General features: G+C 31.2%; 11 protein-coding genes. 3 read left to right on the forward strand and 8 right to left on the reverse strand.

All coding sequences use genetic code 11. The annotated features are described in order from the left end of the window. Window positions 1-6 precede the first annotated feature (6 nt). The 5 genes from CAP47_RS01980 to CAP47_RS02000 all read right to left on the reverse strand — a co-directional run bounded on the left by CAP47_RS01980 (window position 7) and on the right by CAP47_RS02000 (window position 5,287). Entirely contained in the window at window positions 7-501 is a 495-nt protein-coding gene (locus CAP47_RS01980) for a TlpA family protein disulfide reductase (RefSeq protein WP_100775162.1), read from the reverse strand. Between the two features lie 64 nt (window positions 502-565). Further along, the gene (locus CAP47_RS01985; protein WP_100775163.1) at window positions 566-1,864 is read right to left on the reverse strand and encodes an NAD(P)/FAD-dependent oxidoreductase; all 1,299 of its coding nucleotides are present in this window, start codon (window positions 1,862-1,864) and stop codon (window positions 566-568) included. Window positions 1,865-1,884: 20 nt separating this feature from the next. Continuing rightward, complete coding sequence (locus CAP47_RS01990) at window positions 1,885-2,136, reverse strand: SDR family oxidoreductase (protein WP_100775164.1); 252 nt, start codon at window positions 2,134-2,136, stop codon at window positions 1,885-1,887. Window positions 2,137-2,410: 274 nt separating this feature from the next. Continuing rightward, on the reverse strand, window positions 2,411-3,808 hold the full coding sequence (locus CAP47_RS01995) for a glycosyltransferase (protein WP_100775172.1): 1,398 nt from the start codon (window positions 3,806-3,808) through the stop codon (window positions 2,411-2,413). A gap of 219 nt (window positions 3,809-4,027) precedes the next feature. Next, window positions 4,028-5,287, reverse strand: coding sequence for an alginate export family protein (locus CAP47_RS02000; RefSeq protein WP_100775165.1), 1,260 nt, complete (start codon window positions 5,285-5,287; stop codon window positions 4,028-4,030). A gap of 297 nt (window positions 5,288-5,584) precedes the next feature. Between CAP47_RS02000 and CAP47_RS02005 the strand changes: the two genes are divergently transcribed. The 3 genes from CAP47_RS02005 (at window position 5,585) to CAP47_RS02015 (ending at window position 7,339) form a co-directional block, all read left to right on the forward strand. Continuing rightward, the gene (locus CAP47_RS02005) at window positions 5,585-6,244 is read left to right on the forward strand and encodes a uracil-DNA glycosylase family protein (protein WP_100775166.1); all 660 of its coding nucleotides are present in this window, start codon (window positions 5,585-5,587) and stop codon (window positions 6,242-6,244) included. Between the two features lie 159 nt (window positions 6,245-6,403). After that, window positions 6,404-6,775 (forward strand): hypothetical protein, encoded by a 372-nt coding sequence (locus CAP47_RS02010; protein WP_100775167.1) that lies wholly within the window; start codon window positions 6,404-6,406, stop codon window positions 6,773-6,775. 81 nt (window positions 6,776-6,856) lie between these two features. Next, window positions 6,857-7,339, forward strand: a complete 483-nt coding sequence (locus tag CAP47_RS02015) for a hypothetical protein (RefSeq protein ID WP_100775168.1) — start codon at window positions 6,857-6,859, stop codon at window positions 7,337-7,339. 134 nt (window positions 7,340-7,473) lie between these two features. Here CAP47_RS02015 and CAP47_RS02020 read toward each other — a convergent pair whose 3' ends face one another. The 3 genes from CAP47_RS02020 to CAP47_RS02030 form a co-directional block, all read right to left on the reverse strand. Beyond that, entirely contained in the window at window positions 7,474-10,338 is a 2,865-nt protein-coding gene (locus CAP47_RS02020) for a TonB-dependent receptor (RefSeq protein ID WP_100775169.1), read from the reverse strand. Window positions 10,339-10,418: 80 nt separating this feature from the next. Further along, window positions 10,419-11,669 carry a hypothetical protein gene (locus CAP47_RS02025; RefSeq protein ID WP_100775170.1) on the reverse strand — a complete coding sequence of 417 codons (1,251 nt, stop codon included), beginning with the start codon at window positions 11,667-11,669 and terminating at the stop codon, window positions 10,419-10,421. Window positions 11,670-12,124: 455 nt separating this feature from the next. Further along, window positions 12,125-12,848, reverse strand: a 724-nt coding sequence (locus CAP47_RS02030; protein ID WP_100775171.1) for an SDR family NAD(P)-dependent oxidoreductase, incomplete at its 5' end; no start/stop codon positions are given.

The following is a 12,848-nucleotide window of genomic DNA, read 5'->3' on the forward strand; positions in this document are numbered from 1 at the left end:
TTAATTTCATTTGATGTGTTTATTTAAAACTTTGACAATCTTATTGCGTTTATTTCCAAACCATTTTTTAATAATTATTCCATCTTTATCAATTAAATAAAAATAAGGAAAACCATCGACATCATAAGTTTTTAAAATTTCAGTCTTGTTCTTAGATTCCCAAATTGAAGTACATTTAAAATTAATATCCATACTTTTTGCAATAGAATTCCATTTTTTTAAATCGTTATCTAAATGAAAGGAAATAACTTTAAGATCGTCTGAATATTTACTTTGCATCTCATTCATAATATTATAGGTTTTCCAACAAGGTCCACAATTTGTTGCTGTGAAATTTAATAAAATATACTTTCCCAAATAATCTGACACATCTATACTAAGTCCATTTTCATCATTACCAACAATGTTGAACATCTTATCACCAACAGAAACTTTTTGTGAGTTTTGTGAAAAAACAATTATCGGTATAAATAATAATAAAATAAAAATTTTAGTTTTCATGGTGTTCTAAAGATATTAAAAAATAATCTTGGTTACCTATTCTCTACCAAATTCTAAAAATAATTTAAACTTCAGTTTGTTTTTTGAGTTCTGGCATACTTCCTTCCGCAGTTTTTCCGATGATGAGTCCATTGGCTTGACCTTTACTGAAATAAGCTGTTGTCCAGTTCCACATGGTGCTAATTCTGTTTCTGTAATTAATCAATAAAAACAGGTGAATAAATAACCATGTAAACCATGCAAACCAACCCGTTATCGTTTTCTCAGGAGTTGTTAAGTCTGCCACCGCTTTACTTTTACCAATAATTGCCATTGTTCCTTTATCATTATAAATAAAAGCTTTCGGTTTTTCATGATTAGCAATTGACTTAAAGTTTTTAGCCAATAATTTACCTTGTTGAGTTGCTACGCTTGCTAATTGAGGATGACCTTCTGGAAAATTTGGATCGCTTTTCATAACAGAAGCATCACCAATTGCAAAAATATTCTCGGTATTTTTAACTTTAAAAAATTCATCAACCATCAAGCGGTTTCCCTTGTCATAACTATCTTCTGGTAAACCTTTAAACTGAGTTCCAACGACGCCGGCAGTCCATATTAACGTTTTTGTTTCTATGGTGTCACCATCATCAAATATCACTTTATCATCTTTATAGTCAGACACAAGTTTGTTGAGCTTGACATGGATTCCCATTTCCTCTAAACTCTTTTTAGAATATTTCTGAGATTTTTCACGCATAGGTGGCAAAACGCTTGGCGATCCATCAACAAGATAAATATCCATCTTTTGATCTTTAAATTCTGGATATATATCATTGAGAATTGTATTTCTCATTTCGGCAAGCATACCTGCAACCTCAACACCTGAAGGACCAGCACCAGATATAACGATATTACTCATTTTACGCTTTTCAACTTCATCATTACTATTGATAAATCTTTCAGCTTCTCTTAATAAATAATTCCTGAGTTTAACAGCTTGATTGATCGACTTCATGGGTAAAGCATTTTCTTCAATATTTTTCATACCAAAAAAATTACTTTTCGTCCCATTTGCCATCACCAAATAATCGTAATCAAGTTCGCAAGAACTCAATATGACTTTCTTAGCTTTAATATCAATTTTTTTGAGTTTGCCCAAGCGATAGTTTAGGTTTTCTTTTCCCTTAAAAAGTGTTCTAAACGGAATTGTGATGCTTGAAACATCTAACATGCCTGTACTCACTTGATATAAAAGAGGTGTAAAAAAATTGTAATTGTTTTTATCAACCAAAGTCACATCAAAACCTTCAACACCACCTAAACTTTTAGCTAAATTAATACCTGCAAATCCTCCGCCTATAATAACTATTTTCTTATCCATATTGGTTTTACCTATCTTAATTATACATCTTCTTCATCCATTAATATTTGACCTGTCATGTATTGACAATCTTTACTCAGTAGAAAAATAACTACTGGCGCGACATCTTTTTCAGGCTCGCCAAAATGTTTTAATGGGGTATTATTTGCGACTTGTTCGTATTGTTCTGGGTGATTCTCTTTCCAGTTTGCAACACGCCCCAAGCCTCTAATAGCCTCTTTAGCAGCAGTTCCACCAGTTACTAAAGCAACTTGATTTTCAAAATTTTTCATATTATTTTTTTCAAAACTGCTCTTTAGTTAAATAATTACAGTTGTTTTTTAAATCTGATTGAATCAAATATAATAAATCGCGCACCCAACTAGATGTCAAAAACAATTATATTCATATCGAAATGAAGGATTTAAGCAGGCTTTAACTTGATTTAACTAAACTTAGTTAAAATTGAAAGAATAAAAAATTTCAGTACAATAAAGCATGAGAGCCCAACAAATTAATGTTGAGCTCTCAAAAGGGTAAAAACTCTAGTCGGAAAATATTTAATGTTTATACAATCTTTTTAAATTTTTCTGTTGGTAATTCTCTGGTTAACCATCCGCTTCTACTTGCGGTTGCAATTGCATAAGGTGTAATCCAAAACAAAGTAAATGTATAAAATATACTATAAGGATAAGCCCAAAATGATTCAGCTATATCATGTTTCTTTGCATAAAACAAAGCTTGAACACTTGAGAAAATCAAAATGCCAATTAATGAAGATGTCAAGAACAATAATGGATACATTACGATAAATGAAATCATTAGTAAAATTAACGGGTAGGCCATTAATATTTTTATCCACTGATTTAAAAGTAATACTCTTGCACCAACTTTTGATCCTTCTCTAAAGTTTGAAAAAGCAAACTTTGTCATAGCGATGTTTTCTCTGACGTTACTTCTTTCCCAACGGATAAACATCTTATACAGATTCTTATAACGTTCAGGAATATTAGTATAAACGTAAGCCTTACGCTGAAACAAAACATGGTATCCTTGCTTTAAAATCATGTTTGTCATTGCTCTATCTTCTCCAATATCTGAAGGTTGACCATTAAATGTTTGGTTAATCCACTCTGGCAAACAATTCATGACAGCTTCTTTGCGGTAAGCAGCCAATGCGCCTGGCGTACACAGCACTGTACCTAAAGCACTTTGAGCGGAACGAACAAACTCAAAACTAAAAGCAAAACTCACATTTAGCATTCTCGGAATTAATGCCTTTTTTCTGTTAAGTACACGAACGTTCCCAGCAACAGCTCCACATTTTTCATTGCCTACAAAAGGACTTGCCATGTGGCGTAAAGTATCTATTTTCACAATTGAATCACTGTCTACCGTGATAAAAACATCGCCAGTAGCTAAATGAAAACCTCTGTATAGCGCGTGTCTTTTTCCTTTGTTTTCAGGTTGTTGATATATTGATAAACGATCTCCTAACTCTTCTTTCGCTTTCTTCATCCATTCCCAAGTATCATCTTGACTTCCATCGTCTATAGAAATCAATTGCACTTTATCAGCAGGATAATCACTTTCATCTAGACTTGTCAATGTTTTCCATACCAATTCACCTTCATTATAAGCAGGAACAATAACAGTTAAATATGGTAAATTTTCATCATCAACAGGGTTAACAGCTTTGTACTGAACATACTTGATAAGAAGGTAAACCATAAAACAAATATGGGCAGCCAATAATGCAATGCCACCATATATTAAAATGCTTCCCCAAATACCTTGCATGCGATCTAAATGAATTTCTTGAAAATAAGGATAGAAAAAATAGGTCGTGAATGCCGCAGTGACTAAAATTAATAGCGAACCTATTAAAATTAATGGATTATAAGATGTTGATTTTTCTGGTTGAAGATTTTTATCTTTAAATTCTCTATGATCAAGCTGGTTCATTTTTTTTGATTTTGTTGTTAGCATGTTGTCTCTATTGATTCAACATCAATGCCATCAGAAAAACCATTGAATATCAGAGTTTTATATAATTAAAATAAAAAAGAGTGTAGAATAAATACTACACTCTTGTCGAAAACTGTTGAGTAAAGTTTAAAATGAAAAAGCTTAAGGATTTTAGACCTTAAGCTTATAATTATGTGAAAATCTACAAAAATCTATTTAATCAAAAGAAAATTTAAAGATTTCAGGATTTACGGTGAGCATCACCCATCCCCAATTATTTGTGTTTCCATCAAAGTTATTTTTTAAAACTTGAGTTCCTGTGGATTCTAAATAATGCGAGTACCCTAATTTTAAACCGACATCTTTATTAAGTTGATGAGAAAATACAAAATCAATTTCGAGACCTAAATCTTTTGAGCTATCACCGTCCAATTCAGCTGCTGAAAAAAATTGATGCGCAGTCAGGTCAAAATTTGTTAGAGGCTGAAAAGCATAATTTACATTAGCATAAAGGTCCAAAAGACCAACACTATTAGCATGATTCCCAACATAATAATAATCCATGAAACCATTGAATTTATGATTTGTTCCATAAAATGGCTGAAAAGCATTATTCTCTCCATCATTGATTAAAGTATTATCATTTCCACTTTGTAACTCACCTCCTAACCTGAAACTGAACTCATCATTTGTTTTATATTTTGCTTCTAAGGAAACCAAATAAGCTTTTATATCATTTTTAAAAGCATCTTCTCCAAATTGATAATAAAGGTTTGAACTTAATTTCAAATTATTGTTTTTAAAATTTAAATGAAAACCTGCAGTTTGGCTATAACTAACGCCTTCTATATACTGATTAGCCTCTATGTTTTGCATTCCGTTATTTAAAAACAAAAAACTTCCTGAAAAATTATTCCATGTTTGGTTAGCCCAGATATACTGAAAACTTTTATAAGTATTTAATGTCAAAATATTTCCTGTTAAACTTTCTCTTTCTTGGTTGAATGCTGCTGCCAAATGTAGTTTTGTGTTTTTTTCCTTAAATTTTACCATTGCAGCATCGTGGCTTCTGCTTTGCTGAGCCCAGCCAACGCTTCCAAACATTCTTTGGTCATCATAAACTATTTCTTGTCTTCCAACTTTTAAAGTAAAGCTTGAATCAATAAAGACCTCGGCCCAAGCTTGATGTAATGAAAAGCCGTTATTATCTTTAGTATTTAATTGTGGGACATCACCCCAAACTCTAATGTCTTGTGGACTTAAAAAAATACGAAGTTTTTCAGATTGGTAATCAATATTCAAACGCGTACGTTGCGATACAAAAGAACTAGCATCTACATCATCCGAAAACAAGGTTTTATAACCATGCCTATACTCGTATCTCGGTCTTAGCTCTGCATCTACAGTTAATTGCGCATAAGAAACACTGATTGAAACAAAACAAATCAGGCTAAATAATAAATTTATATTCTTCATAGTTTTAGGTTTTAGTCTAACAAAATTCAGCCATACACATTTAATATTTAATGACTATTATCAGTTTGCTCCTAATAATATTGACTGTGTTTAAGTTTGTGAAAAATGTAATTAGTGTATCTTCACTCTTGATAACTTCAAATAAAGACAAATAGAAGTTTAACTTTGACTGAATTTTATATCAATGACATAACTTTCAACCAATAATTTTGCACATCAAGCACCTGTTCAATAACCTTTAATCAAGAAATCTAATCAAAATAATTTATGTCAATGATATTTTTAAATTTATAAAACATGAAGACCTTTGCTGAAAACATCATTAATTATTACAAGCAACTTCAGTTAGAAGAAGATTTAGGAAATGATATACAGCAAATAAACCCATATCAAAACAATCCTCTTATTGAAAAAACTGTCAAGAAATTTTACACAAAATACTTTAATGACAATCGTAAACGTCAACTCATTATTGGTATTAATCCTGGCAGACTAGGCGTTGGCGTTACAGGCATACCCTTTACTGACACAAAAAGATTAGAAGAAGATTGTGGTATTAAAATTCCTAACATTAAATCTCACGAGCCATCTTCAATTTTTGTTTATCAAATGATTGAGAAATATGGAGGTGCTGAAAAATTCTACCAAGATTTTTATGTCAATTCAGTTTGTCCAGTTGGTTTCATCAGAAAAAATAAAAAAGAGAATTGGGTGAATTGCAACTATTATGATTTTGATTGGCTATTTGAAAAATTAGAGAACTTCATCGTCACACAACTCAAAGAGCAAATTGCTTTTGGAATTGATAGAAGTACCTGTTTTGTTTTAGGCAAAAAAAATGCAAAATATCTCGAACGCATCAATGCAAAAGAAAAGTTATTTGATAAAATCATTGTTTTTAATCATCCACGATACATTGTGCAATACAAATCAAAACAAAGTGATTTTTTTTGCTGAAAATTATGCGTTAGCGCTTCAACAAAAAGCTAACTAAATTTAAGAATAGGTAATCTTTGAAAACTAAAATAGATTTAATAATTATCATTAATGGTGACTTATGAAATTTTATGATTCTGTTATGCTTTTATAGAAATGATTATGTTTTAACTTTGCAGCATGAAATCAAAAGTCGGCTCAAAATATAGTTTATTGTCAGTTCTCGTCTACTGCTTAGCAGTTACGATCTCAAGTCCAGTAAATCAAACGGCTGATTACTCTTATTTTAAAGATAAAAAACAAGAAGATCGAGTTTCTGCAACATCTGGAAACAACTTCTTTCACATCGCTGAGTTTGATACTACATTAGGTTTTTCTAACGAAAACTTAAATGAGAATCATTTTGAGTTATCTCAAAATTTCATTTCAGATTTCATTGCTTATGAAAATCATCTTAACGCTAATTTTCTTGATTACGAATCAAGAGCAGTTAATTTACTCATACAGCAACGGAAATCTGACATCACCTATCCATTTCATTGTTTTTGGTAATCATTTATTTTCTTAAAAAACAGATTGACTCGATATCATGGGTCTCAAGAAAATATTTAAAAATTATTAAAAAACAAAACAATGACTATAGATTTAGGGAGCGCTATTATTGGTGTGATTATCGTTATTATCGCAACATTACCTTTTGTGATGATGAGCAGAAGTAAAACTAAAAAAGAGAAAAAACTTCATCAGAAACTAGTTGATTTAGCTTTACAAAAAAGTTCGAAAATCAATAATTATCAAGCATTACAACATCTTGCAATTGGTTTAGATACAGATAATCATTATGTGTTTTTCTGTGATACACAAGATGAGGTTTCAATAGAAAATGCTGTTGATTTATCTAAAATCAAACAAGTCAATCTCATAAAAGATAAAGAGAATAAGAAGGATTCTCAAAAAATCAAACGCGTCGGTTTAAAATTCATCCCTCAGAACAAGGATTATAAAACTGAATTTTTTGAGTTTTTTAATGATGATAAAAACCCGCAAGTTTTTGGAGAAATACAAATGGCTGAAAAGTGGGTTAATATTCTTCAAAAACACATTAATAAAGCATAATAAGCATAAATCCAGAAGTTCATTCCAACTTCTGGATTTATTTTTTTGTATTTGATTTCTTCTCAAAAAAATTTAAATATAAAACCGACCAATATAAATATATTGATCGGAGTGTTGGCTAATTCAAGTTTAAATTAAAACTTATAGGTATAACCTATTGAAAATGATTGACCAGGTGTTCGCTTAGAAAACACTTTATCTGATGATTGATAAGATTTATATAAAGTTTCTACATCATCATTTAATAAATTGCTTACTCCAATATTGATGGATTGTTTTTGATCTTCACCAAATGCTTTAATGAGTCTAAATGAGACATTATGGAAGGATTGTGTATATGCATCAGGTACATTTCTAATACCTACAACCTCAAGAGTTTCACCTTGTGTGTTATAAAATAAACCAGCTTGCCAAGCTTTCTCAGGATCATCATAATTTATCCCGATATTGATTAAATATGGTGATTGTCCTTGTAAATCTCTTTTATTATCAATGCTCTCTCCTTCTCTTGCTGCCAGTTTTCTAGATTTGAATTCACTTTCATCCATTTTAACGCTAGATTCTATTAAAGAAATATTAGCGTTGATACTAAATTTCTTTAAGCTTTCTAGTAAAAAACCAAAGTTCTTTCTCAATTCAAATTCAAGACCATAAACATCTGCAGAGTTTACATTTCTTGGTTGTAGATTATTCGGAGCGGTTTCAAAGGCAACAAGTTCAATAGGATTTGTAAATGATTTGTAAAAGGCACTAAAGGCATACATTTGACCATTTTCTTCAAATTTCTCAATCCTTAAATCAAAATTATTGATATAGGAAGGTTTCACTATATTTTTAAAGTTTCCGTCACTGTCAATATCAATCCCTCCAATGAAAGTGATATCACTTAATGGGTCAAAGATTTGAGCAATAGAAGCTTCTTTAAAAGAAGGTCTTGCTGTAGTTTTGAAATATGAAGATCTGATGTTTATTTCATCATTCCAAGCATAAATTAAGTTAGCTGATGGGAAAAAATCAGATTCATCCAAAATATTAGTATTATTTAATTGAATAGTTCCTTGATTATTTTCACCTGAATAATTCAGCTTATAATTTTCAAATCTTACGCCTAAAATACTTTTAAGTTGATCTGTTATATTGAATTCTTCGGATATATACGTTGCAACAACGGTTGAATTAGACTGATAAGTGTTTGCAGGTTGATAATTCCCTTGTAAATAGGTTCCTTGGTTTGAATCTGAATTCCAGATATTTTCTGTCAATAACAAGTGATCAGGATTTCCTTCAATTGGTGTTACACTCCCTCCTTTAATAAGGATATTATAATTGTTAATTCCAAAATCCCTCTCTTTATATGTTGCCGAAGCACCAAATTTTAAATTCGCTTTTCTATCAAAGGTTTTATGCTTCTTTTTAAAGTCTATTTTTCCTGTAAGATTTAATTCTTCTAAATCTCTCCAAATTCTTTGTGGAGATCCAGCTGTGCTTGGTCTTATTGAATATTCATTTTCACTAATAACTTCAAACGGCGTAACTCTGATATCTTTATCCTGAATACTCGAAAAACTTGTTGACAAGCCCCAATCAACTTCCCATTCAGAATCTTCAAAGGCATGATTTCCTGTTAAACCTAAATTTGTAATTGATTTCTGAGTGTACTCAACATTATCTCTAACAACTTCAATATCATCTTGAATGTATGTGAAGGTTCTGAATTTCCCTGCACGCGAAACCCCATTTTGAAGATGCAGGATATTTAATTTATACTTAGAATAATCTGTTTTAAAAGAAATTCCGGCCAAACCACTTAAAAGTGCTTTCTGTAAACCAATATCTCCAGTTTGGGTTCTATTAGGAATTAACTCAGTATCTGATTTACTGATTGGTTTAAAATAAAAGTTTTGCTTTGTATTCTCAAAAAATTCGGTTGTATTCCTGTATGAAACATTAGCTAAATAGCCTATTTTATTATTGTTTTCACCGATATTAAAACTGTTTCCTGTAGAAAAACTAAAGTTAAAATCACCTAAAGAGTTTGCTCGATCAGCCGCCATTCTTTTATCAAAACGATTCGTTATATTCGTCAGACTTACTCCTTTATCATTCAAACCATCACCAACAGGAGAAGGAATTTTCATATTCTTTGAGAAAGGCAAATCCCTTTTGCCATCATCAAAACCAAGAAAATCTGTACCTGAATTCTCACTTTTTAAATAATTTGAATTAAAATGCATATCAGGATTGTATGACATTCCAACACTCAAGCTATATTCTTGACGAGATGGAAAATCCTTTGTCACAATATCAACAACGCCTCCCGTAAAATCAGCAGGCATTTCTGCACTAGCCGTTTTAGAAACAATGATATTTTCAAGAATATGAGATGGAATGATATCCATTTGTAAAGTATTTCTATCAGGATCTAAACCCGGAATATCCATACCATTAAGTATAGATTTTGTATAACGATCACCCAAGCCACGAACAAAAACATATTTACCACCTTGCACAGAAACACCTGGTATTCGCTTAACAGCTGAAGCAACATCACTAGCGCCTACTCTTTTGATTCCTTCAGCAGAAAGACCATCCATGACTTTAATTGATTTCTTTTGTAAATTAAGAACAGCAGATTCTGTATTTTTACGAGCTGTAGTTGTAATCACAACTTCATCTAAAGAAGCAGCTGAAGAAGCTAAAGAAATATTTACAACGACGTCTTTTTCTTTTTCAACTATAACATCTGTAATTTCTTTTGTTTGATAACCCACAAAAGAAAAAACAAGGGTGTATTCTCCTGGTTCTACACTAATAGTGTATTGACCATCAAAATCAGTTGTTGTTCCTACATCGGTTCCTTTTAGATAGACATTTGCAAAAGGTAAAGCATCATTAAGCTCAGTATCTTTTACAGATCCAATTATTTTATTGTCTTGAGCAAGTAGGTTTGGTATGAAAGCAAAGGAAAATATAATGATGAAATAATGAGTAAATTTCATAGACGAATTTGTTATATAATTGTAAGTATTGCCCGATCATGAATTGACCGAGCAATGTTTAAAATTGATTATTCAATGTTTTAAAATTCTGCAGCTTGATAAGTCCAACTCCATTCAAAAACACTAAGATCAGCACCAACACTTGCATCATCTATATTATTAATAATGTTTGCAAAGTTATTTGCATCTGAAGTGAAGCTTGTTAAACCTGAAGAGTCAATAAACACATCTTCTAATCCTGATGCGCTTGAAGGTAAAACGACTTCTATATTAGAAAAAGTTAGTTTAGCATTATTATAATTATCAATAACATTTTCATTATCTTGTAAAGTAAAATCTGTTCCTTGTGTTCCGCCTACAAGTAGAACATTATTAACTGAACCCATCGCATTTGAACGAAATTGAGCATATTCTCTATTTCCTGAATTTGCATTTGAAACTGAATTATCACTAAAAATTGTAACATTATTAAGTGTGAATTCACCTGTTAAAGCTTCTCCTTCAGGACCGTCAATTTCAAGTCCGTGATCAGACACATTGGTTTGAACAATAGCAACATTATTTATTGTTCCTGAATAAGCTTGATCAAGATCAACTGAATCATCACCAACTCCCCATACAACTATATTTGAAGCATCATGAGTTCCCCCAAAAAATTCAACGCCATCATCAAGATTTGCGATGACTTCAATATGATTAATATGTGTTCCAGAACCAACACCTCCAGTTGTAAAACCATTGATCTCATTTCCTTCTCCAATATTAGCTCCTCCATGACGTAATGAAATATATTGAATGGAACCAGAATTATCATTTGGATTATCTCCGCCATAAAGTCCATAACCAGATCCTGGAGGAATCCCTTCTATAAGTTGTTCAGTAACATCTCCTTCTAAAGAAACAGGTGCATTACCCAAAATAATAAGACCGCCCCAAAGTCCTCTATCATCAACTGTTAAGTTAGGACTTTCAAGATCACCTGATTCAATTTCATCTAATACAGAAGTGAAAATAATTGGCTCATCGGCAGTACCGTTTGCAATTAATTTTGCATCTCTATCAATAATTAAGGCTGAAGCTTGAGTTTCAACACCTTCAGCACCTTTAATAAGTGTTCCTGCTTCAATTGTTAAAGTTGCGCCACCATCAACAATAACTTTACCTTCTAATGTATACACATTATCTTTTGTCCAAACTGTGTTTTCAGTGATATTACCTGAAACCACTTCATTGTCTGGCTGTTCCGTTTCAATTGTAATTGAATCATCATCACTACATGAAGAAAGGATCAATAGATTAAAAAATAAGACCGAATAAACTAATTTTTTCATTTTGTTATATTTAAATTAAATGTTCAGGGCAAAACTACTTGAGTTGGTCTTTTATCTTGTTAATCTAATGTTACCGAGTATTAATGTAAGTTTATGAAATCAAAAGCTTGTTTAAATTAAATTAATACGAGGCTTTATTTCAAAAATATAAATAACTCAAGCTTCATTAATAGATTACATTTATTTAAAACAACTAATCATCAAAACGAACTAAAAATCTAGAATACAACGTATTAAAACAGAAAGGTTTTATGCCAGGTTTATGAGGTGAAGTATAGGCATTATCATCAATAATATCTCAAATACTAATATTTAGATAATTATTTTTATTTTACTAAAAAGTAGAAGATGAAATTTATTTCTAAAGAATTTATCTTGAAATAAGCAGAAATTAGAGACATAAAAAAAGCGTACCTATGATTAGTGATGAATAGATACGCTTTGTTATTTAATTATTATTCTCTCAAATCAATCGTTTCGCCAGACTTCATTTGATCAGAATTTAAAATATCAAAAATACGCTGAGCAACAAATTCAGGTTTATAAAGCTGATCATTTTTTTTCAATTCTTTGAATTTATCAACATTTTCAAAATCCTCAGCGTCGGTACTTCTTATCTGTGTTTGCATTTCAGTATCAACAACACCAGGACGGATACCGAAAGAATGAACAGGGTTTTCTTTATTTTTTTGCTCAATTGCAATGGTTGATGTTAGCATATCAATTGCTGCTTTTGAAGCACAATAAACGCTCCATCCTGCATAAGCTGATGAGGCAGCACCAGATGATATATTCAAAATTTTCTTAGAGCAAGAATAAGCTTTACCAAACTCTATAAAAAGACTTGATAACACAAAGGCTGATGTTACATTTAATTGAAAGCTTTTTGAAATATCTTCAGGCCTTAAATTTTCTAAATGTTTAATATCTCCTAATCTTCCCGCATTATTGATCAAGGTTAACGATGTGACATCAAGCTCTTTAATTTGATCTAAAACATCTTCAAAAATGTGTTCAGCCGTTGAAATATCGGTTAAGTCAACTGAAACCTGTGTAAAGTCATCAAACTTTTCATGACTTCTTGACAATGAAAAAACTTTATACTTTTCAGAAACATAATGATTAACTAAAGCTCGACCTATTCCTTTACTTCCACCTGTAATAATTGCAATATCCATC

The sequence above is a fragment of the Psychroflexus sp. S27 genome, from assembly GCF_002810405.1.
In the GTDB taxonomy this organism is placed as follows: Bacteria; Bacteroidota; Bacteroidia; order Flavobacteriales; family Flavobacteriaceae; genus Psychroflexus; species Psychroflexus halocasei_A.